This is a genomic window from uncultured Maribacter sp. (assembly GCF_963975365.1).
Classification (GTDB): domain Bacteria; phylum Bacteroidota; class Bacteroidia; order Flavobacteriales; family Flavobacteriaceae; genus Maribacter.
Genome location: NZ_CAXBGF010000003.1, coordinates 168,476 through 189,878 on the forward strand (window position 1 = coordinate 168,476; position 21,403 = coordinate 189,878).

Below are 21,403 nucleotides of genomic sequence, written 5' to 3' on the forward strand. Positions count from 1 at the left end.
GCTTGAAACAATTCGTCTAATATGCGATAGTGGTTTATTAATTCTAATATGGATGGTACAGCTAGTCATATATCCTAGCTTTTCTTATTACAAACAAGAAGACCTTTTTAAATGGCACGAAACCTATACCAAAAGAATCGCTGTTATCGTAATTCCTTTAATGCTCGGACAATTGATTACAAGTAGTATTCAAATTTACACTAATCTTGATTTTTACACCATTACGAGTAGTTTATTAGTTTTTGGTGTATGGCTTTCCACCTTTTTATTGTTCGTCCCTTTACATACCAATTTATCAAAAAGAGAAGAAGTAGAATTATCTATAAAAAAACTAAAACTCCATAATTGGCTACGAACCATATTATGGAGTTTAATTTTTATAGTAACGTTCTATTTGAAATTTAGGACCTTGTAATTTTAGCGCCTATTGCACGAAGTCTTTCATCTATATTTTCATAACCACGATCAATTTGCTCGATGTTATGAATAGTTGAAGTTCCTTTTGCCGATAAGGCCGCTATCAATAAGGAAACACCTGCCCTAATATCTGGTGAAGTCATTGTAGTTGCCTTAAGGGTAGATTTGAAATCATGACCAATTACTGTTGCTCTATGTGGATCACAAAGTATCACCTTAGCACCCATATCCAATAACTTATCCACGAAAAACAAACGACTTTCAAACATTTTCTGATGAATAAGTACTTCACCTCTTGCCTGTGTCGCAACCACCAACATAATACTTAATATATCTGGTGTTAATCCAGGCCAAGGTGCATCGGCTATCGTTAAAATAGAACCATCTATATAATTCTGTATTTCGTATCCATCTTTATGGATAGGGATAAAGATATCATCTCCCCTTCGTTCTACGGTAACCCCTAATTTTCTATAAACGGTAGGTATTTGGCCTAAATCGTCCCAACTAACATCTTTAATAGTCAGTTCACTTTTGGTCATGGCCGCTAAACCAATCCAACTACCAATTTCAATCATATCAGGAAGCATTCTGTGTTCGGTTCCACCTAGTTTATCAACACCGTCAATAACCAATAAGTTAGATCCAACTCCAGAAATTTTAGCTCCCATTCTATTCAGCATTTTACATAACTGTTGTAAATAGGGCTCACATGCTGCATTATAAATAGTAGTTTGACCTTCTGCTAAAACAGCTGCCATAACAATATTGGCAGTACCAGTTACCGAGGCTTCATCTAGCAACATATAAGTACCGATCAACTTCTCTGCCTCTACACCGTAAAAATATTCTTCACGATTATATCGAAACTTAGCGCCTAACTTTATAAAGCCTTCAAAATGGGTATCTAATCGTCTTCTACCTATTTTATCACCACCAGGCTTAGGTATATAACCTTTACCAAAGCGAGCTAATAACGGTCCAACGAGCATTATAGATCCTCTAAGACCTCTACCGTCTTCCTTAAATTGATCAGACTGTAAATAATCCATATTCACATCGTCTGCCTTAAAAGTATAGGAGCCTTTTCCTTTCTTCTGTATTTTTACACCTAAATCCTCTAAAAGGGATATGAGCTTATTTACATCGACAATATCAGGAATGTTGTTTATTGTTACTTTTTCATCTGTAAGTAGTACGGCGCAAAGTATTTGAAGTGCTTCGTTCTTTGCTCCTTGAGGTGTTATTTCACCAGATAATTGGTGACCTCCTTCAATTTTGAATGTTCCCATCTAAAGAAGTGGAAATTTAATAGCGTTTCTTACCGCGGTTATTATTATTTCTTTGAATTTTCTTTCCAGCGCTAGTAGATCTAGGTGTTTTCGCCACACGGTTTTTAAGAAACTGACCACTATCAGTTAAACTTTCACCCTCTGCAGCTAAGTCTATACGACCATCACTTAAATCGTATAAATGTTTGAAAATTGCCTTATCATCAACCACATCTTTATTCCAATTCAAATAACATTTTTTCATGTGATTGGCAATAGCATACTCCAAACCAGAGCGCTTGTCACCTTTCTCCCATTCAACCGCAACATCAACCATGCGCTTAATGTTATTACCGTAAAATCGATATTTCGGAAAATTCTGAGGGTATTCTAATGGCTCAGGTCTTTGCCTTAAAACCTCTTTTGAGGTTATAGGAAATGGCGATTCTACATCTAATTTAAAATCAGACATAATGAATAACTGGTCCCAAAGTTTATGTTGAAAATCGGGTACATCGCGCAAGTGGGGCTGTAAATTACCCATAACGCTAATAATTGCCTGAGCTACTTTATTCCTTTCTACCGGATCTTTAATTGATACCGCGTGGTCAACCATTTTTTGGAAATGACGGCCATACTCTGGTATTATTAAATGCGAACGCTCGGTATTATATTCTAGGTTTTCTACTAATTGCAAATTGAAATATTTAACTTAATGTTTTGAAGAAGTATTCTTATAACGATGCCAAATTAATAAAATTATAGAAGAAATGCTATTTTACAAGGAGATTACACCTTCTATTTCGCCTACTTCTTTATATTTTTTAATTACATCATCTGCGCTATTCAAATTCACTGTAATAGAAACACTAGTATATTTTCCATTTTTCGATTTTTTTGAGTTGATCACAGCTCCTATATTATCGAATATTTTATGAATTTTAACAACCTTATCTGTATCGCTCTTTACTATGAATTTATATAGATAATTTGATGGCCATTTGGAGGTTGCTTCTAATTGTTCCTTTAATTTTTTATAAAACTCTACTGGGTTATTTTCTTCCATGACTTTTATTTTACACAAAGATAAGTGTAATGTGTCAATTTTTTAATACTCAGGGTTTATGTACTTTTGTCAATATAAATGATGAATTTGACCAACAAAAGAATTGTTATAACAGGCGGGCCAGGAACAGGTAAAACCGTATTAATCTCATCCCTTGAAGAAAAAGGTTTTCACTGCTTTCATGAGGTGATAAGAACAATGACCTTAGATGCTCTTAACGACAAACCAGCAAATGAAATACTTATAAATCCTATAGATTTTGTCGACGATGCAAAAAGTTTTAATGATGAACTGATCAATGCTCGTTTAAATCATTTTAATAAAGGCATAAGCATAGATAAAAAGCATCTATTTTATGATCGAGGTTTACCCGACGTTATTGCTTATATGAATTACTTTAAACAACCTATTGATAAAAGATATAATGTTTTGTGTTTAGAAAATCGATATGATGAAGTTTTGATTTTACCGCCTTGGAAAGATATCTACGTTCAAGACAATGAACGTATGGAAAATTTTGAACAAGCTTGTGGTATTCATAAACATCTTGAAAACACATATATTGATTTAGGATACAGACCAATTGAAGTGCCATTTGGCACGATAGATAATCGTTTGCGATTTGTAGTGGACCATATAGAGAATATCGGTGAATAATACACCTAAAGACATCTTAACTAAATTTTGGGGCTTTGATAGTTTTAGAGGTTCACAAGAAGAAATTATCAATGCTGTTATTAATAACCAAGATGTCTTGGGATTATTACCTACAGGTGGCGGAAAGTCTCTTTGCTTTCAAGTACCTGCATTAATGAAAGATGGTATTTGTATTGTTATTTCCCCATTAATCGCCTTAATTGAAAATCAAGTAGATAACTTACAAAATCGTGGAATAAAAGCACTCGGATTAAAAGGCGGGCTCAAATTCAGTGAAGTCGATAAATTGCTTGATAATTGTATTTATGGCAATTACAAATTTTTATATTTATCGCCAGAACGTCTTCAACAAGAACTTGTTCAAGAACGAATTAAAGGAATGAATGTTTCTTTATTAGTTATCGATGAAGCCCATTGTATTTCCCAATGGGGTCATGATTTTAGACCTGCGTATTTAACCTGTTCCATATTACGCGATTTACACCCAAAAGCGCCCATGATAGCGTTAACGGCTACAGCTACAAAGAGAGTGAGCGAAGACATTGTTACCTCTCTTAATCTTCATGAGCCTTTGGTCAAAAAAGATTCATTTTATAGAAAAAACATAGGCTTCGGAGTTATTATGACCGAGGATAAAAATAATTACCTTAAACAGTACTGTCGAAAAATCAAGAACAGTGCAATTGTTTATGTTAGAAGTAGGAGAAAAGCTGAAGAATTATCAAAATACCTATTAAATAATGGTCTTAAAGCAATTTTTTATCATGGCGGAATAGCCCAAAAAGCTAAATCTGAACGACTAAATTCTTGGCTACAAAATAAAGTGAACATTATGGTGGCCACAAATGCTTTTGGTATGGGAATAGATAAACCAGATGTTGAATTGGTTGTTCATTATCAAATACCTGACAGTATAGAGAATTATTTTCAAGAAGCAGGCCGAGTAGGCCGAAATGGTGATTCTTCAAAAGCAATAATATTAACAAATACTGCAGATAAGTTATTAGTTAAAAAGCAGTTTATAGAAGTACTGCCAGATGTGTCCTATATTAAAAAGATTTATCTAAAATTGAATAACTACTTTCAAATTGGATATGGGGAATTTACCGAAACAAAATTTCAATTAAATTTTAATGAATTCTGCTCTGTATATAAGTTGAATACCTTTTTAACCTATAATGCCTTATTGATTTTAGATCGAAATTCAGTTATTTCATTATCTGAGAATTTCTCCAAAAAACAATCTATCAAATTTAAAACTAGTAAAGAAACACTTTACAGATACATTGAAGAAAAACCTAAACTAGAAGATTTTATTAAAGTTGTGCTTCGAACTTATGGTGGTCTTTTTGAATTTGAAACTCAAATAAACACCTATCTATTAGCAAAAAAGACACAAATATCCGAGTCAATCATACATCTAAATTTCGAGCAATTAGCAACAGATAATATTATTGATTATACAACTACTGCAAGCGATTTAGAGCTATTGTTTTTAGTACATAGAGATGATGACCGAACTATAAATAGATTTGCAAATATTATTAATGACCAGAATCAACTAAAAATAGAGAACGTTTCTAAAATGCTTGCCTATATAGAAAACGATAAAATTTGTAGAAGTTTTCAATTATTACAATATTTTGGAGAAAACCAAAAAGGCGTTTGCGGCATATGTGATGTTTGTATCAACAATAAACTAGGTCTACATGATGTAATTAATACAAAATTGAAAATAATCGAATATTTAAAAATTAATAAAGCGAGCTCAAGAGAACTTCAACAAAAGTTAAATATAAATCAGTCAATAGTAATTACCGTCTTACAAGAATTATTGGAAGAAAATCTGATAACATTAAATTCTATAAACGAATACGAACTTATATAACATGGAAGCATTAAGAATTATATTTATGGGTACCCCAGATTTTGCCGTAGGCATTTTGGATATACTTGTTAAAAATGAATATAACATAGTCGGGGTAATCACAGCACCTGATAAACCCGCAGGTAGAGGCCGTAAATTAAATGAATCTGCAGTGAAAAAATATGCGGTAGCGAATAACATTAATGTATTACAGCCCACCAATCTAAAGAATGAAGACTTTTTAGAAACCTTAAAATCTTTAAAAGCCAACTTACAAATTGTGGTCGCTTTTCGCATGCTACCTAAAGTGGTATGGAATATGCCGAAATATGGCACTTTTAATCTTCATGCTTCTCTTTTACCACAGTATCGTGGTGCTGCTCCTATAAACTGGGCAATTATTAATGGCGAAACTAAAACAGGAGTTACAACTTTCTTCATAGATGAGAAAATAGATACAGGAGCCATCATATTACAAGAAGAAACCGCTATAGAGAAAACCGATAATGCAGAAGATTTACATGACCGTTTAATGCATTTGGGTGCGAAAACAGTTTTAAAAACGGTAGAGCGTATTCAAAATGGTAATTTCAAGACAACAAAGCAACCAAATCATGACGATTTAAAACTTGCATATAAGATACATAGAGAAACGTGCCAAATTGATTGGAACAAACCCATTGAAGATATCTATAATTTTATTCGTGGTTTAAGCCCATACCCTTCAGCATGGACTACTTTGGAAAACGGTAATTCAAAAATTATTACGAAAATATATAAAGCCAACATGCAACTTGAACAACATGACTTAGAAAACGGAACGTTGGTTTTCAATAAAAAAGAAATGAAAGTTGCTGTTAAAAAAGGGTACTTGGATTTAGTAGAAATACAGCTTCAAGGCAAAAAAAGAATGCATGTTAAAGAGGTACTGAATGGTTTAAATCTTGAAGAAAATGCTATAATGAGGTAAAGCCCCGTTGTCATTGGGCTGCGAGAATTGTAAAAAAACCCTACTTTATCAACAAACACGCTGAGTTATCAACAAAATAGGGGATTTCCCCTTGTTTTACTTGTGTTAGTCATAAATCCATATAAATTTGTTAATAGGTATAAATTATTTAATCACAATTAATTAATCACATTATGAACAAAACAGAATTGATCGATGCAATGGCAGCTGACGCTGGCATCACAAAAGCTGCGGCTAAAAAGTCATTGGAATCTTTCTTGGGAAATGTTGAAAATTCCCTAAAAAAAGGAGATAGAGTTTCTTTGGTAGGTTTCGGTTCTTGGTCCGTATCTAAAAGAAATGCAAGAGAAGGTAGAAATCCATCAACTGGAAAAACTATCCAAATTGCTGCTAAAAATGTAGTGAAGTTTAAAGCAGGTGCTGATTTAGGCAAAGCTGTAAACTAATTTTACATAGATAAATTTTTAAAAGCGCCTAAAAAGGCGCTTTTTTGTTTCTATGTTTTTGCAATTAAGAGGATTTGTCTTACTTTAGAAATATAATCATATGGTAAAATGATCCTATTAAAACCTACTAAAGGCAAATTGCTTATTGCTGAACCATCACTTACAGGTGATGTGTCTTTTAATAGATCTGTAGTTTTGTTGGCAGAACATAGTAGTGAAGGTTCTATAGGTTTTATATTGAACAAGCCTTTAGAGTATTCAATAAATGATTTAGTAACTGAAATTGAATTACCATTTCAGGTTTACAATGGTGGTCCCGTAGAACAAGACAATCTTTACTTCATTCATAAAGTACCACACCTAATTGATAACAGTGTAGAAATTTCTGATGGAATTTATTGGGGAGGAGATTTTGAAACCACCGTTGAACTCATCAATAAAGAAATTATTTCAGAGGATGACATTAGGTTTTTCTTAGGTTATTCGGGCTGGTCTTCACTACAACTTGATGATGAGTTATCCTCAAAATCTTGGATAGTAATTGAAAATGAGCATGAAAGTAGAATCATACAAAAGGCAGCAAATGCATTTTGGAAAGAAAACATGATACAGTTAGGTGGAGATTATTTACTTTGGTCTAACGCTCCAGAAAATCCTAGTTTAAATTAGACCGCTTTACTTACAGACATTCTTGCAGCCGCATTTAATTTTCCTATTAATTTTTTTGCGACAGAATTAGAGTACACCTTTTTCCTATATTTCGTAATTGAAGTAATACCGTCAATAGCATTGATAGTAAATAATTCATCCGCTTTTTGAAGTTCAAATGGTGAAATACTTAGTTCTTGCAATTCATAATCTTCTAGTTTTGAAATAATTTCAATCATTTTTTTTCTTAGAATTCCGTTTAAGCAACCATCGGTTAATGGAGGCGTTTTTATAACATTCTTTTGAATTAAAAAGATATTACCGTTTAAAGACTCTATAACTTGTTTCTGTTCATTTAAAAGCAGGCAATCTTGGTAATCATTTTCTTGAGCATAAATTCCACCAACAATTTTCAGCATTTTATTGGTAGTATTAAGATTTGAAAGCATGCTACTATTCTTATAAAAATCTTTAAAAAGCTCTACTTCATATTCATTCTCTTCTAAAATATAAAATGGATTTAATAGTAAAGAAGTTGTTACTATGTATGAAACACTATTTCTAGCCAAGGCACTATTATTATCACTGTTTCTAAAAACAGTGAACTTAACACGCTTTGTATGCTTTAAATCTTCATTTGAGATAGTTTTAAGCATTTCTTCTTCCATAAACTCCATAGTAAAATTCATAGGAATTTCCATTCGAAGAATTCGCATCGAAGACATTAATCTTAAATAATGTTCTTCTAAAAAAATAACTTCACCAGAAACTATTCTTAGCTCCTCATAAACACCATCACCCAATTGCAAGCCCCTATTTTTTGCATCTAGAATTTTATCATCCTCATTAATAAGTTTGCCATTAAAATTGAACATAAAAAAGCCTTAAAAAATTAAGGCTCAAAGATACAGTAAATAAGAGTATTTCTAAGAAGAACCCAATACCTGCTTTAAATCCGATACTTGATTGCTCCAAAGCATTTTAGATTCCTCAACCTCATCATCTTCGGCGAAATCTGTTATAAATAAAGAAACATCCTTTGTGATTTCGTCAACAATTATTTTCATTTCAAAATAACTATCATCCTCCGCTTCTTCCCAAGCAAAGCGAACAAATTCGTCGGTTTTTCTTTTTAATAATTTAGCTTCTTCTTCAGTTCCGTCCCAAATAAAGGTAAACTTTTCGCCTCTAGAGTTAACGTTATCTGCAAACCATTCTGATAAGCCTGAAGGTGTTGCCAAATATTGATATAACATTTGTGGTGAAGACTGAATTACAAATTCTATTTCAAATTTTATTTTATCGCTCATTTTCCTACTACTTTATGCCGAGCAATATATATATTTCTAAATGATTAAAAAATATTTGTGCACTATAATTTTTTTACGCGACATTAGTTGAAGAACTAATAATTTACCACTATATTTGCAGCCGTTTAAAAATAATATGGCGAGGTAGCTCAGTTGGTTAGAGCGTCGGATTCATAACCCTGAGGTCAAACAGGTAAAAAATTACAAATGGCGAGGTAGCTCAGCAGGTTAGAGCGTTGGATTCATAACCCAGAGGTCGGGGGTTCAAGTCCCCCTCTCGCTACTTTTTTATGACAAAAAACCCAAGACCAAAATCTTGGGTTTTTTTGTTAGGTAAAACATAGGTAAAACATTTACAGTTTTTCCTAATCAGTCCGAATAAGTTTCAAGAATTACATGCCCTCCGTGTTTTACCAACAAATTCGGCAATTTTTCCAAAGGAATCATTCTTTCGATTACATCTAAGCGGTAAAATCCCCCATCAATTTTGAAAATCTCGTTTTGTCTCGCACCAAGAGCAGCGGATTGAAAGGACTCTGCATTCTAATTGGTAAACTCCCAAAATAATTTCTCAGGGTGGATTTTCCTAAAAATCTTGATTAGGTGGGCGTACATAATCATAGTGCCATCAGTTTTTATTCTCCAACTGTTCCCAAAACTCGAAGTGCAATGGTCCGCAATTTGCAAGGAAAGAAAGCCTTCTTTGAAATCCCTGTTCTGATAAAGCCTATAAAATCCCTATCCGCATATTCTATTACTTTATTCCGTTGAATTTATGGTCAGACGGAACTATATATGTTTACATTCCCCATCATACCGCTATGGAGTTTACCTTACCACTTTCCAAATTCACAAAAGCCCCATGTTTTTGAATCTGTTTGTGATACAACAAGCGAAAGAGACAATCAGATGCGTGGGCGACCAATACATCGTTGATGAATAACGATTGCTCATTTAGCTTATCGGAATAGGCACATCCAGCACCTTGAAGTCGGGGTGTGTCATGTACATCCAAATCGGGGAAAAAGTCGATTATATTTTTCAATTTGTCCACCATTTTAAAATCTTCCCTATCCATGTTTCGTTTTTCATCGAATAATGTTCCCAATACAAATTGTCCCGTATCCCTGCTGTTTCCAATATCCAACCAGTAAAACATGGTTTGGTACTCTAGACCTTGATACGGGTACTTAACTGATTTAGCCAGTAGTGTTCTAAATCGGGCATTATCGACACAAGTAATAATAATATTCGCCTGAATATTTTCACCATCGGGTATCGCATCCGTTGGAATCCCTTCCCATTGAAGGCCAAAAGCCATATTGACCTTATTTACGGCATGGAGAACTTTGTATTCTCCGACATCAGAAAGCGTGTACAATTGCCTCCCCACGTTGTTCGTTTCGACAAAATCGGAATCGTAGGCTATAATATGAAGTCCTGGGTGTCCAGTTTGACGCAAAGCAAAATCCATTCGTGCCAACCGTGCCAACATCAAAGAGCCTGTTCCTCCTACCCCAATTAGCGCAATGGTTATCGGATGGGTCGGATTATAAAAATAATTAGGTGCAAAATGTATTCTAGTTTTCATACAAGTCTTTTAAGGTCAATTTGTTTTCTTTCAGTAGTTCATCATCAAAAGACGTTTTCTCAAAATTCTCTTTCATTATATCTACAATGTTTCCTTTGGCAATGTTGTTATGATGGGTTGCCGTAAAAACAGAACGGAAAAATTGCTGCTCGACAAACCCCATGATATCCTTATAAAATTCAAATCCGTCATAATCCATGGAAGCATTGCCCATACAAATAGTACCCTGTCCGTTCACATTTAGCAAGGGGGCGTGATATATGGATATGGAATCGTTCAACGCATCCTTACGATGTATCGCAAAAACCTGTAATGCGTTTCCACATAATTTAAAAATTAGTTTAGGCAAGGGATATTTTCCAGAAATTATGCCTGTTCGCGTATCAAAATATAAAGTGTGCTGTTTTGGATGGACGTACCACATCAATTGGAGGTTTCCTTTAAAATCAAAATGGATAAGGTTTTTGGGCAAAATTCCCTTAAAACGGAACTTTATCAAATCGCCTTCTAAACACTTAAAGAGGTTTCGGGCGGTATCTTTGGTAAGTGGCATACCTGCTGTCAACTTCGCCCCTACTATATTGTGATATGAAAAGTAGTGTCCCCTGTTGTAATAACCTTCCTCCTGAGAATAGCCAATAATGGCGAATTTTGGAAGAAAGTGTTCATCTGGCTGTATAATAGCAATCTGTTTCATATTCAAAGCTGTCTTAAAAGTTCGTTGAGATCTGTTAGAAATTCTTCCAATTGATTAAGGTTGTAACTCAGTCCTTCTTCAAAAGGCTGTATGTTCCCCTTTTCGATTGTCGTAAAAGCATAAGCTGAAATTATGTCGTGTTCATTGGAACATTCGTTCAGCATTTCGATGTAGGAACGGGTAAACTCGCTGTCCGAATCGTCAACTATTAAGAACGATTCCCAATGTTCGAACATACTTTCATACGCATCCCTAGTTCCGATGCGGAATGGTGTTTGAAAATCAATGGTATCAGCTTTCAATAACAATTCCTTGATTTGTTTGTGTAAAGGTTTTCGAGGTAGGTATTTTAGCAATAAGGATTTCCAATCTTGCAATTCGTATGCGTCGAACAACTTTTGGTAGCGGTCAAAAAACTTGACGGAATTGGCATTTGAAAATACACTCCCGTTTTTCTTGTGATAAGCTTCTTCTTCAAATAGATATTCCCAAAGCCAGTCTATTCTCGATTCATTGGTTTGGAACATTCCTGTATATGGTAAACTTTTGATGAAGGACAATAGAATATCAAAAAGGGTTCGGTTCTTCCACCGCAATGGCATTATGGGTCTTAACGGAATACAGTAGATGGTGCTACGATTCCCGATATGGCGTTTCAATATCAATCGCAAATCCGAATCTTCCTGTAAAACTTCGATATGGTTTATCTTAGCCCTATCCTTTAAACAACTGGCACATCGCAATATCAAATCGTCCATGCTATCGGCTGTAGAAAATTGCCAACCGTCAATATTTCCCGAAAAATTTCGGGTCGCATCCACCATCAAACTTGCTAGTGCTTGTGTGTTAATAGTCGGTTCGTCCTCAATAATCGGCTTTGTAAGGATAGGAAGTACTTCTAAGTCAGAAAGGGAAAAACTTTTGGTTGCAACACCTTCGCTCTTTGCGTTCCGTATCTGTAATGGGACTGTTGGACTGCTTTGAATAGTCGGGCGTGGAACTCTTTGAGTTCTTTCGATAATTCGAGTTTCGGCTTGGTTTCGCATTGTTTTCGTTTTAAGAATTCATCAACATTCATGGGGTTATCCTTTTGTTCCTGCCAAAGTCTTAAAGTGGATTTCATGAAACCCATTGACTATACCCTTGTCCATAATCTTGGCGTTGGTCAGTTCTGCATATAACTGGGAATAGTGTTCCATAATCTGCTGATGGGATAGCATGTCGTCAATATCATCCAACTCTATGGAATTATTGTTTCCGTTTTGGTAAACGTATTTGCGTTCTATTGTGGCGATTTCCATTATTGAAATAGTTTAGGGGATTCGTATGCTTTCATATCCTTGATGACCTTTTGCGCTTCTTTGTGGTTCGGGTCTTTCTTCAAAATATCGTTAGCGATGTCGGTTGCCTTTTTATGGTCCTGCATGGGATTAAAATCTTTCTCTTTGAGAAGTTGTTTTAGCTCTGTGGCTTTCTTGGAAACCGATTCCTTTTTCTTCTTGGCTTGTTGGGTCTTTAGTTCGGTTTCCTTTAGGGTCTCTTCAAAAGCTATCGTGTTCCTGAAAAGAACGGCTGTCTTTTCCAACGGTTTTTGGAGTATTTGGAAAAATTGCTCGTCTATTTCCCTCAATGTTCCACGAAGGGTAAGGGGTTTTAGAGATTGGAGTGCTTTGTCCTTCGCACTCGATTTGGGGAGTACAGACACGCTGACCGAATCTCCATCGAACGAAATACTGATGCCGTATTGTTCGATACCCGTCTGATGTAGGGTTGAAAAAAAATTACTCATTTTGAATAGGTATTAACTTGTTATACAATTACTTAACTACCTTCAAGATACACCAACACCTTCGCAAACCCTTGCGGAATCGAGTGGAAAACCACCTTTTTCTTCCTTCTCCCTATCCATAAAAAAAGCGCCCGGTAGGGCGCAAGATTCTGTATCGGAATTTGAATCTGAAATATTTAAAATTCAAAAGCCATTGAAGAATAACTAGTAATTTTCATATCGTGTCCTTCTGAATTTGTAACGAGTTTCTCAGGGAATTCTTTATCATTGTAGCCAATCCGTTAATTTGGCTATTTTTGTCAAATAATCTTTTGTCATAAATGGAGGAACTAAACATAGTTAGAGGGGACTTAAAGAACAAGCCCGAATCTTCGAAACAGTTAATAAATTTCTTTGAGTCTATTAAAAGTGAGCTTACTGGGACGCTTTATATTGGTTATCCCATCATTGGAACTTCTCAAGGTGGTTTTCAGATTGATGCCTTGCTATTAACTCAAGAAAAAGGTTTAGTAATTATTAATATTGAGGAGGGAGCGAATCGGTCAAAGGATTTTATAGAAATTCAAGATGAGAATTTTACTAAATTATCATCAAAACTTCTTCAACATAAAAATTTAACAGAAAAAAGGAATTTAGCCATTGAAATAAAAACAATGACATACGCTCCAGCTTGGAGTACTACCGATTCTGTGGATAAAGACTATCCTTGTATTGTCAATGATGAACAACTTTCAAATTATATAAATTCCATTGAATCTGAAGATTCTGCCTATTTTGAGAATGTACTGTCTGTTCTACAATCGATTACTTCAATTAGAAAAAATAAATCAAGAGATTACGTAAAGTCTGAAACTTCTAAGGGAGCAAGGCTAAAAAAATTAGAAGATTCTATTGCTAACCTTGACCGTCAACAAAGTTCAGCTGTAATTGAGACGGTAGAGGGCGTGCAACGCATTCGCGGACTAGCCGGCTCAGGGAAGACTATTATACTAGCATTGAAGGTAGCATATTTACATGCTAAAAATCCTGATTGGAAAATCGGTGTGACATTTAATACACGGTCATTAAAAGATCAGTTTAGAAAGTATATTACATTATTTAGTTATGAGCATATTAACGAGGAACCTAACTGGGAGAAAATAGATATTATTCATGCTTGGGGAACTCCATCATCCCCAGGAATTTATTTTAACATATGCAAAGATCACAATATTGAATATTTTGATTTTAGAGCGGCCAAAAGTTTAACACGAATTTATGGGCGTGAATTTGACAAGGTATGTGAAAAAACCTTGAGTGAAATTTCTGATTTCAAAAAGAAATATGACCTTATTGTAATTGATGAAGCACAAGATTTTTCAAAAGATTTTTTAAAGATCTGTTATAACATTCTTGGCGACCCTAAAAGACTTGTCTACGCTTATGATGAACTACAAAGTTTAAACACAAAAACGATGGCCTCGCCTGAAGAGATTTTTGGTGATGATGAAAAAGGCTTTCCATTAGTGAAGTTAGTAAATGAGGCAAATCAGCCTAAGCAAGATATCATATTATACAAATGTTATAGAAACTCTCTAGAAATCTTAACTACTGCTCATGCACTTGGGTTTGGAATTTATAGAAAAAAATTAGTTCAAATGTTTGATAATTCAGCCCTTTGGAATGATATTGGCTACAAAGTCGAAGAAGGTAAATTAGAAGAAGGAGAACAAGTAACATTACGGAGAACCAATGATACCAGTCCTGAATTTTTATCAGACCATTCTGATACCGATGACCTTTTGAAATTTGAAGTATTCAAAAACAATGAGCAGCAAATAAAGTATATCGTTGACGAAATTTTTAAAAATATCCATGAAGATGAATTAAGGTTGGATGATATTATGGTAATAAACCCTGATCCAATCACGACTAAGAATCTTGTTGGTGCGTTTCGCCAAAAATTATATGATAAGGGAATTAATTCGAGTGTGGCGGGAGTAACTGATTCTCCCGATATTTTTTATAGTCAAGACACTATAACTTTTACTGGGATTTATAGAGCAAAAGGCAATGAAGCCGCAATGGTTTACGTAATAAACTCTCAATATTGCTATAGTGGGGTCGAGTTGGCAAAAAAGAGAAATATACTCTTTACGGCAATGACAAGAAGTAAAGCATGGGTTAGGGTTTGTGGTTATGGAGAAGACATGATTGGTTTAAAAAATGAATACAAAAAAGTCAAAAAGAATAAGTTTGGACTAACCTTCGATTACCCAACAGCTGAAGAGAGAGAGCATATGAATATCGTTAACCGTGACATGTCAATGCAAGAGAAAAATAGGGTTCAGAAAAATCAACAAAATCTAGGGGATTTGTTGAAGGATTTGAATGAAGGTAAAATTCACAAAGAAGATTTACCTGAAGAGCTTATTGATCAGTTAAGGAATCTGTTGTAATGACAAAAATTGAAATTCTAAATCAAATAAATTTCATTACATCTAGTCTTATCGGACTGAATTTATCGGAAGAGCAAAACTTTCCTTCAGAAAAAGATGGGTCAATATATATAAGCGGCAACCACGATATTTCAATTTCTCTTAAAAATATTCCTTATTCTGAGATATATAGTATTCTGAGAGAGGACAAAAATTACAATTTTAAACTGATAGATGGTGCGCTTATACAAATTCAGTATTCTTACAACGTAGAGGGAAATTTAAAGAAGTACAGGTTAGCGTTTTTTCCATCCCCTAGTTTAGAAGAGTTTCAAAACAATAGTGAAATTTATGAAATGGATGAGATATATGCAGATATCATCCAAAAAAACATCATAACAACACCAATAAGATTCGATTTTGATTCCGAAAACAATTCGATTATTCATCATCCATACTCGCATTTAACAATTGGTCAGTATAAAAATTGTAGAATTCCAGTATGCAAGCCAATCACACCTTTTATTTTCATGGATTTCATCTTAAGGAATTTTTACAATACGGCCAAAAACAAATTTTCTGAAGAATTGAATTTTGACAAAACAAATTCATTTGATTATTGTATCCATGATTTGGAAAAGAAAATTCTTCATTTGTCCATAGCCTAACATTTAAATTTCTTCAGTTTTTAGATTAAACATCATATTTATTATGAATAAATAACCTGAAAGCGTTAGGGATAGCAGCGGCATCGAACGCAGCGGGCCGCTAGGGTTCGTTTTCGTGGAAAGCGACATCGGAGATCTTCCACGGATTACGGAACCTTGGGGCCTGCAAGGGCGATATAGCGGATAGCCCGGCCAACGCCCTAAAAATCATATGGAAATATGTCGTGCATTGGTTACTTGCTTTACGGATGACGTTTCGGACTTAGCTATCTCTTTGTTTTCCTCCGGCTCGGCATCATACTTTTCATCTAAATCGATATTGATTTCCACCAATCTTTTATGAACGAGTTCTAATTTTTCGGTCTTATCAAAATCCAATTCTAAAACCTTTTGATTTGCCTTAACGGATTTTTTATAATCGGCAGCCAGCTCTTTTTGCGTAGAAAGGGATTTGGGTATTTTAGATAGGGCATTGTACATATAGTCCGCCAAGCTTTGCCAATTCGTTACGATTCTTTTAGAACCGTAGCCATAAGAGGCATTGGGAGTAACCACCAACAATTGATGATGTTGTCTGTCTTCCACATCGAGTTCCAAATTTGCAGTTGCTATTGAGATTATTGTATGTTCCCCTATTTCTTCCTTTTTATGTTGTAAGCGGTTGTTTAAATTTTCTCCCAATAGTAAAGCATCAGAAGCATTGGGAGTTTGAAGCGCTGTTCGCAATGCTGTGTAATAAGAACCTTTCTCCGATAACGAATCCCATAAGGGTAAATCTTTTTTGAGTTTGATAATGTTCTTGGCTACTCTGTTCAGTTCCGTTTCGTAAAAAGAAATATTGTTCTTTGCTTCCAAACGGTTCTTTTTAAAGATGGATTTTTCAAGTTCTAATTCGTCCAATTCTTTGGCGAGTTCTTCTTTTTCAAGATATAGCGGGTCATTTTTAGCGACTGCCAGCAAAGTTTTGTAATCGATGGAACCTTCATCGTTTACGGCACCCATATCAAGCCTATTGAATTGTATGGTGCCATTGGTCAGTTGTTCGATGAAATTCTTTTTGATGTTGACGTTATTGAGCATCAGCGCATCAGTACAATTTTCAACGATATAGAAAGAGACAATAACCTTATCCCCAAAAAATTCCTTAGCGCCCAAATTTCCCTTGCGCACTCCCCTACCGTTACGTTGGTCGATATCTGTTGGTCGGTACGGAATATCGACATGGTGGATGCGAACCAATCGTTCTTGAATATTCGTACCAGTTCCTAATTTTTCGGTAGAACCTATAATGACACGATACGCACCATTATTCACTTTTTTAAAACACTCCAAACGTTTGGTGTCGGTCTTAAAATCATGGATAAATACGACTTCTTCCGTTGGAACATCGAATTCTTCTACTAGGATACGCTTTAATTCATCATAAATATTGAAGCTCTCCTTGGGTACTCCCAAATCAGAAAAAATAGCCTGTGCGCCTTTAAAGGATTCAGTCTCTTTGTACGTTTTATAGACTTCTGAAGCAATGGTTCTCAACTTCGCCTCCCCCGGATCTTCCAAGTCTTCGTTCAACATCCTCGGATCTATGGAAGCATTGCGCATATGGTGCAACGCAATTAACGAGATGGCGCTTTTTTGTTCCTCGGTATAGTTTTTATCCCCGTATAATAGACTACTGTTGCCTGTTCTTAGAAATTCCTTGATTTGCTCAAAGTATTCTAGTTGTGCAGGTGTGGGCTTTAGCGTATGTACGTCCAATTGCATTTTGGGCCGGTCGATATGGTGCGTAGTTCCGTTGACGATAATCGAAATCTCATTGTACAACGAAGACAACAGTTTCATCTTTTTGAACGAACGAAAGCGTTCACGCACCTTATAATCTCCAGAAACCGTAGGTTCAAATTCGTAGGATTTGTTCGCAAATACCTGCGCCCATTGGTCGAAGGAGGTAATGTTCATCTGTTCCATCCGATGAGGAATCAGATATTTAAAGAGCACATAAACCTCGGTGATGGAATTGGATATGGGAGTACCCGATAGAAAAGTAGTCTGAAAATCCCTTTGTTTTGATTTCTGCAACGTACGAATGGCCACCAATAGATTCTTGCTGCGTTCGGAACCTTGGGAGGTATTCAATCCGGCAACTCGATTATGCCGCGTGGTGTACATCAGGTTTTTGAACTTGTGCGATTCATCGACCATAATGTGTTCGAAACCCATTTGCTCAAAATTCACAACATCGCTTTGCTTACTCTCGATTTCAAAATAGACCTGTTTCAAATCTGCGGTTAAATTATCCTTTCGCTGTTCCAAACCTTTTAGCACTCTTTTACCCACATTGTATTTATCCTCATAAATAACACTAAGGTCACGTTCAAGGTTCGCAAGTTCTTCTGCTATGATTTCATGGATGATTTCAGGGGATTGCGGTATAAACTTAAACGTGTCATGGCTCATCAGCACTACATCATATTGAGTTTCCCCAATTTTTTTAAAAAATGTATTTCGTTTTGCCAGTCCGCTTACCACTTTATCATGCGCTACCAAGAGTTTCATTGTTGGAAATGCGTTCAATAATTCCCTTTCCAATTGGATGACTGTAGACCGCAGGCCGATGACCAGCGTTTTTTTGGATAGGTCAAGTTCTTTCAATTTTTGAACGGTCAAGGCTATGTCAAGTGTTTTACCAAAACCTACTTCCTTATTGACTAACAATCCTTGATTGACGATGATACCTGCAACGGTATCTTTTTGACTTTTGTAAGGTGTAAAATGCCGTAGGCCTTCAAAATGAAGATAATCGCCATCATATTTTGGATGGACTTGGGCATCATAGGTATTGTAAAAAATTCGTTCTAATCTTTCTTTAATTTCAGGTTTTTCGTTAATGTACCCATTGAACTCTTTATACATCTGGTCGAACTTGATGCGTACTTCCTGCATTTTCGCCTTGTCCGTACGCTTATATTCTTTTGAACCTTTTGATATGTAGGGAATGGTGGAATTCAATGCGCCTTCCAAAATTTCCTTGAAACCGTAATACCGATGCTCCGATTGAACACTAAATTTTTTGATGTATTCATAGTCGGCTTTCTCGATTCTGACCATATACTTTGAGGTACTATCGTTGTACGCCATGTGAACCATAGAATTATAGGTGTCAAAAATGAATGCTTGGGTATATTCTATAGGAAACCAAGGTTCGTGCAGTTTAATATCCAAGTCTTCGAATGGCGTCATTGGAGGTTTGACCCTTTCCAAAGCCAGAACCGTTTGGTCTATATAGGATTTATCCACATAGGACTGGTAATCGCCAAAATCGTTTTTGCGATACGTATTTAATTTTTGATAAATGGTGCCTGATAAAAACAAGAACTTTGGAGCAAGTTCCCAACCTTCTTTGGTAGGGTTTAAAAACAATAGCTTTCTTTCCAATGCTTCTTTAATAACATGATCTTTCACACTCCCTGTATTCTGCACTAGAGAATCAATATCGATTCTGTTGTATTTGTTCAAGGAATAATAGATAGCATCTTCTAGGCTTAGAATTTTAAGCGGCTCTTCTATGTTTTTCTCCGGACTGGTAAGCTTAATGTAGGCATCGAAAATATCGGACTTAATAAAAATTCCATTTTTAGGAGTTTCCAATCCTAAAATAAATGGTCCTTGAATATCCAAAGTGACAAAAGGATAGTTCGCTTTATCATGAAGTTGACCATATTGAAAATTAAAGGCATCGTATTGATAATCGAGTTCATCCCTAATTTTCTCCTTTTCTACTTCAGGGCTATCCAGTAATTTGAAATACGTATCACGCAGTGCAATGATTTTCGATAGCCTATCGAATTCTCTTGGCTTAACCTGTAGAAGCTCCAATTCGTTATCTTGGCTGACCTTATAGAGTTTTTGTCGCTCAATGGTCAAGTTACCTGGCTTTAAGATAGTTAGGCTGTTTGATTCTATTGGCTTAACAACAGTAATAGTTTCAGCTATAACCTCCTTGGAAACTTGAACTTCTGTTTTACTCTGTGATTTTTCAAGATGTGTCCGTATCTGAAATTTTAATAAAGAAGTAGCTATTTCTCTTGCTAATTGCTCAAAACCGTAATCTGGTTTTACGGTATAATCCTGATTATTATAAAGTCCACCTTCGGCAAGGGTTCCTAAAATGTTTTCCGGATGGGATAGGAAATACTCATTTATTTGTACGGAATTCACTCCTAAAACTTCTTCGGCGCTCTGAGTGAACAGCGCATTGATTTCATTTTGTTCGAGGGTGGCTTCGATACGCTTATTATTTTGAAAAATTAAAATATCGGTTACTATGGCAGTATTTTCCTGTGCAAAGGTGGAATCCGGTAAGCGAAGTCCTCCTATAAAATTATTGGTGTTCATCAAGTGTTCACGTATTAGCGCATATTGTTTTTTATCCATAAAATTCTTGGTGCAGATCAGAATGGATACGCCCGATGGTTTTAATGAAACGAGGCTCTTATAGATGAAATAGGAATGGATATTTTTGGATATTTGGGATTGCAAGGGATGACCTTGTAGCTCGCTATCGAAAATTTTGTTTGCTCCAAACGGAATATTACTAATAATCAAATCATATTTTTTAGTGGCATTCGTTTGTGCAAGATTTTCAAAAGGGACTCCGTAGACTTTCACGTTGCTATGGTTCTGGAAATTATGCTCCAATATGCGAACTGTGAGTACTTCCTTTTCAAAGGTGGTAAATCTTGCCAAAGGATAGATTTTAGCCAATCTTCGAACAAACACCCCGTTACCGGCACTTGGTTCTAAAATATTTTGTGGTTTGAACGCCTCGTTAGATTTTAGATAATCCGTTATGGATTGCACAATGGCATCTGGAGTATAATAGGAGTTCAGGGAACTTTGCTTTAGGCTATTTACTATGGTCTGGGTATATTCTCCGCCATAGTATTGCTCTAACTTTTGGATTAAAAGGGTGCGATAACCTTCGTTCTTTAAAACATCGAAAATGTTTCCAAACCCAGGATTATTGATGAAAAAATGCTGTTTTGCATTTGAGTCATTGAGTGCGTCTATGGTCCGGAGCATATAGTCCAGATACTTTTTTTTTGAGTATTTCATGAGTGAGTGAGTTAAGGAAAGTGTCGTGTTCTTATTTACATATTCAATCCATTGGTTTTAGTATTGTTTATTAATTGGGTTCTTATGAGCTGTAATTCTCCTTTGGCAAGTGTAAAACCTAAATCTTGTCGCAGGGCCTTATTAAATTTCAGATTCGCATTTTTCGACCAATCCAGAAAAGCTTGGTGTTGGGGTCTATTATCTAAAAAGTATTTCTTGGCCAGACTTATTTTATGTTCTTCGACGATGCATTTCCTTGCATAAAGTAATGTCTTGCATATCCATTCATATTTAAAATACAGCAGGTTTTCGTACATATCCCTATTCGCAAAATAGTTGTCGGAAATTAACACGCCCGCGGACCTACTGTACATTTTGACACTTCCGTTATCATCGCATTCGCTGTAATCCATGTAATACACGAAATCCTTGGTTTCCATTGCTTTTTGGAATCTATTGCTCTTTTCCATAATC

At 35.4% G+C, this 21,403-nt stretch carries 20 protein-coding genes and 1 tRNA gene; 9 read left to right on the forward strand and 12 right to left on the reverse strand.

All coding sequences use genetic code 11. From position 1 onward, the window contains the following. Nucleotides 1-52 precede the first annotated feature (52 nt). On the forward strand, nt 53-415 hold the full coding sequence (locus tag AACZ49_RS05475) for a hypothetical protein (protein WP_339652471.1): 363 nt from the start codon (nt 53-55) through the stop codon (nt 413-415). Here the strand turns inward: AACZ49_RS05475 and murA are convergent. From murA to AACZ49_RS05490, 3 genes are all read right to left on the reverse strand, one after another. Continuing rightward, nucleotides 402-1,709 carry a UDP-N-acetylglucosamine 1-carboxyvinyltransferase gene (gene murA / locus AACZ49_RS05480; RefSeq protein WP_339652474.1) on the reverse strand — a complete coding sequence of 436 codons (1,308 nt, stop codon included), beginning with the start codon at nt 1,707-1,709 and terminating at the stop codon, nt 402-404. The two genes, AACZ49_RS05475 and murA, sit on opposite strands and share 14 nt — an antisense overlap. Nucleotides 1,710-1,725: 16 nt before the next feature. After that, a complete protein-coding gene (locus AACZ49_RS05485) occupies nt 1,726-2,385 on the reverse strand; it encodes a DUF4290 domain-containing protein (protein WP_339652477.1) in 660 nt (219 codons plus the stop codon). Nucleotides 2,386-2,466: 81 nt separating this feature from the next. After that, nucleotides 2,467-2,754 carry a DUF493 family protein gene (locus AACZ49_RS05490; RefSeq protein ID WP_339652480.1) on the reverse strand — a complete coding sequence of 96 codons (288 nt, stop codon included), beginning with the start codon at nt 2,752-2,754 and terminating at the stop codon, nt 2,467-2,469. A gap of 87 nt (nt 2,755-2,841) precedes the next feature. Here AACZ49_RS05490 and AACZ49_RS05495 point away from each other — a divergent pair, with 87 nt between their 5' ends. The 5 genes from AACZ49_RS05495 to AACZ49_RS05515 all read left to right on the forward strand — a co-directional run bounded on the left by AACZ49_RS05495 (nt 2,842) and on the right by AACZ49_RS05515 (nt 7,363). Then, nucleotides 2,842-3,411, forward strand: coding sequence for an ATP-binding protein (locus AACZ49_RS05495; RefSeq protein ID WP_339652482.1), 570 nt, complete (start codon nt 2,842-2,844; stop codon nt 3,409-3,411). Further along, nucleotides 3,404-5,299 (forward strand): RecQ family ATP-dependent DNA helicase, encoded by a 1,896-nt coding sequence (locus AACZ49_RS05500; protein ID WP_339652485.1) that lies wholly within the window; start codon nt 3,404-3,406, stop codon nt 5,297-5,299. Before AACZ49_RS05495 ends, AACZ49_RS05500 begins: the two co-directional genes overlap by 8 nt. Nucleotide 5,300: 1 nt before the next feature. Then, nucleotides 5,301-6,248, forward strand: coding sequence for a methionyl-tRNA formyltransferase (gene fmt, locus AACZ49_RS05505; protein WP_339652488.1), 948 nt, complete (start codon nt 5,301-5,303; stop codon nt 6,246-6,248). 173 nt (nt 6,249-6,421) lie between these two features. Continuing rightward, complete coding sequence (locus AACZ49_RS05510; protein WP_058102542.1) at nt 6,422-6,694, forward strand: HU family DNA-binding protein; 273 nt, start codon at nt 6,422-6,424, stop codon at nt 6,692-6,694. Between the two features lie 108 nt (nt 6,695-6,802). Beyond that, nucleotides 6,803-7,363: a YqgE/AlgH family protein gene (locus AACZ49_RS05515; protein WP_339652493.1), complete on the forward strand. Its 561-nt coding sequence runs from the start codon at nt 6,803-6,805 to the stop codon at nt 7,361-7,363. Here the strand turns inward: AACZ49_RS05515 and AACZ49_RS05520 are convergent. Both AACZ49_RS05520 and AACZ49_RS05525 read right to left on the reverse strand, forming a co-directional pair. After that, nucleotides 7,360-8,217 carry an aminotransferase class IV gene (locus AACZ49_RS05520; protein WP_339652494.1) on the reverse strand — a complete coding sequence of 286 codons (858 nt, stop codon included), beginning with the start codon at nt 8,215-8,217 and terminating at the stop codon, nt 7,360-7,362. The genes AACZ49_RS05515 and AACZ49_RS05520 overlap by 4 nt on opposite strands. Before the next feature lie 51 nt (nt 8,218-8,268). Then, nucleotides 8,269-8,652, reverse strand: a complete 384-nt coding sequence (locus AACZ49_RS05525; RefSeq protein ID WP_339652496.1) for an START-like domain-containing protein — start codon at nt 8,650-8,652, stop codon at nt 8,269-8,271. Nucleotides 8,653-8,861: 209 nt separating this feature from the next. Between AACZ49_RS05525 and AACZ49_RS05530 the strand changes: the two genes are divergently transcribed. After that, nucleotides 8,862-8,935: transfer RNA gene (locus tag AACZ49_RS05530), tRNA-Met, on the forward strand. 528 nt (nt 8,936-9,463) lie between these two features. On the opposite strand, the gene AACZ49_RS05535 is transcribed toward AACZ49_RS05530, so the two are convergent. The 5 genes from AACZ49_RS05535 to AACZ49_RS05555 are packed head-to-tail and all read right to left on the reverse strand — an operon-like array spanning nt 9,464 to nt 12,729. Beyond that, nucleotides 9,464-10,243 (reverse strand): PRTRC system ThiF family protein, encoded by a 780-nt coding sequence (locus tag AACZ49_RS05535; RefSeq protein ID WP_339652499.1) that lies wholly within the window; start codon nt 10,241-10,243, stop codon nt 9,464-9,466. Next, nucleotides 10,233-10,940, reverse strand: a complete 708-nt coding sequence (locus tag AACZ49_RS05540) for a hypothetical protein (protein WP_339652500.1) — start codon at nt 10,938-10,940, stop codon at nt 10,233-10,235. Before AACZ49_RS05540 ends, AACZ49_RS05535 begins: the two co-directional genes overlap by 11 nt. A 2-nt stretch (nt 10,941-10,942) precedes the next feature. After that, on the reverse strand, nt 10,943-11,986 hold the full coding sequence (locus AACZ49_RS05545) for a hypothetical protein (RefSeq protein WP_339652501.1): 1,044 nt from the start codon (nt 11,984-11,986) through the stop codon (nt 10,943-10,945). A 36-nt stretch (nt 11,987-12,022) separates the two neighbouring features. Continuing rightward, a complete protein-coding gene (locus AACZ49_RS05550) occupies nt 12,023-12,241 on the reverse strand; it encodes a PRTRC system protein C (protein WP_339652502.1) in 219 nt (72 codons plus the stop codon). Beyond that, nucleotides 12,241-12,729 (reverse strand): PRTRC system protein E, encoded by a 489-nt coding sequence (locus AACZ49_RS05555; protein WP_339652504.1) that lies wholly within the window; start codon nt 12,727-12,729, stop codon nt 12,241-12,243. Before AACZ49_RS05555 ends, AACZ49_RS05550 begins: the two co-directional genes overlap by 1 nt. Nucleotides 12,730-13,049: 320 nt before the next feature. Here AACZ49_RS05555 and AACZ49_RS05560 point away from each other — a divergent pair, with 320 nt between their 5' ends. Both AACZ49_RS05560 and AACZ49_RS05565 read left to right on the forward strand, forming a co-directional pair. Beyond that, nucleotides 13,050-15,167, forward strand: coding sequence for an ATP-binding domain-containing protein (locus AACZ49_RS05560; RefSeq protein WP_339652506.1), 2,118 nt, complete (start codon nt 13,050-13,052; stop codon nt 15,165-15,167). Continuing rightward, on the forward strand, nt 15,167-15,814 hold the full coding sequence (locus AACZ49_RS05565; protein ID WP_339652507.1) for a DUF2290 domain-containing protein: 648 nt from the start codon (nt 15,167-15,169) through the stop codon (nt 15,812-15,814). The genes AACZ49_RS05560 and AACZ49_RS05565 overlap by 1 nt, the downstream gene beginning before the upstream one ends. A 207-nt stretch (nt 15,815-16,021) precedes the next feature. Here AACZ49_RS05565 and AACZ49_RS05570 read toward each other — a convergent pair whose 3' ends face one another. Together AACZ49_RS05570 and AACZ49_RS05575 are read right to left on the reverse strand one after the other, a co-directional pair. Then, nucleotides 16,022-20,929, reverse strand: coding sequence for a helicase-related protein (locus tag AACZ49_RS05570; RefSeq protein ID WP_339652510.1), 4,908 nt, complete (start codon nt 20,927-20,929; stop codon nt 16,022-16,024). A 35-nt stretch (nt 20,930-20,964) separates the two neighbouring features. Continuing rightward, on the reverse strand, nt 20,965-21,399 hold the full coding sequence (locus AACZ49_RS05575) for a hypothetical protein (protein ID WP_339652513.1): 435 nt from the start codon (nt 21,397-21,399) through the stop codon (nt 20,965-20,967). Between the last annotated feature and the right edge of the window lie 4 nt (nt 21,400-21,403).

What these genes read in the sequence shown, in the direction of transcription:
- fmt (WP_339652488.1), top strand. Translation starts at nt 5,301, where the DNA reads ATGGAAGCATTAAGAATTATATTTATGGGTACCCCAGATTTTGCCGTA.
- AACZ49_RS05525 (WP_339652496.1), bottom strand. Translation starts at nt 8,652, where the DNA reads ATGAGCGATAAAATAAAATTTGAAATAGAATTTGTAATTCAGTCTTCA.
- AACZ49_RS05545 (WP_339652501.1), bottom strand. Translation starts at nt 11,986, where the DNA reads ATGCGAAACCAAGCCGAAACTCGAATTATCGAAAGAACTCAAAGAGTT.
- AACZ49_RS05560 (WP_339652506.1), top strand. Translation starts at nt 13,050, where the DNA reads ATGGAGGAACTAAACATAGTTAGAGGGGACTTAAAGAACAAGCCCGAA.
- AACZ49_RS05510 (WP_058102542.1), top strand. Translation starts at nt 6,422, where the DNA reads ATGAACAAAACAGAATTGATCGATGCAATGGCAGCTGACGCTGGCATC.
- AACZ49_RS05575 (WP_339652513.1), bottom strand. Translation starts at nt 21,399, where the DNA reads ATGGAAAAGAGCAATAGATTCCAAAAAGCAATGGAAACCAAGGATTTC.
- AACZ49_RS05475 (WP_339652471.1), top strand. Translation starts at nt 53, where the DNA reads ATGGTACAGCTAGTCATATATCCTAGCTTTTCTTATTACAAACAAGAA.
- murA (WP_339652474.1), bottom strand. Translation starts at nt 1,709, where the DNA reads ATGGGAACATTCAAAATTGAAGGAGGTCACCAATTATCTGGTGAAATA.
- AACZ49_RS05555 (WP_339652504.1), bottom strand. Translation starts at nt 12,729, where the DNA reads ATGAGTAATTTTTTTTCAACCCTACATCAGACGGGTATCGAACAATAC.
- AACZ49_RS05540 (WP_339652500.1), bottom strand. Translation starts at nt 10,940, where the DNA reads ATGAAACAGATTGCTATTATACAGCCAGATGAACACTTTCTTCCAAAA.
- AACZ49_RS05570 (WP_339652510.1), bottom strand. Translation starts at nt 20,929, where the DNA reads ATGAAATACTCAAAAAAAAAGTATCTGGACTATATGCTCCGGACCATA.
- AACZ49_RS05520 (WP_339652494.1), bottom strand. Translation starts at nt 8,217, where the DNA reads ATGTTCAATTTTAATGGCAAACTTATTAATGAGGATGATAAAATTCTA.
- AACZ49_RS05550 (WP_339652502.1), bottom strand. Translation starts at nt 12,241, where the DNA reads ATGGAAATCGCCACAATAGAACGCAAATACGTTTACCAAAACGGAAAC.
- AACZ49_RS05490 (WP_339652480.1), bottom strand. Translation starts at nt 2,754, where the DNA reads ATGGAAGAAAATAACCCAGTAGAGTTTTATAAAAAATTAAAGGAACAA.
- AACZ49_RS05515 (WP_339652493.1), top strand. Translation starts at nt 6,803, where the DNA reads ATGATCCTATTAAAACCTACTAAAGGCAAATTGCTTATTGCTGAACCA.
- AACZ49_RS05565 (WP_339652507.1), top strand. Translation starts at nt 15,167, where the DNA reads ATGACAAAAATTGAAATTCTAAATCAAATAAATTTCATTACATCTAGT.
- AACZ49_RS05535 (WP_339652499.1), bottom strand. Translation starts at nt 10,243, where the DNA reads ATGAAAACTAGAATACATTTTGCACCTAATTATTTTTATAATCCGACC.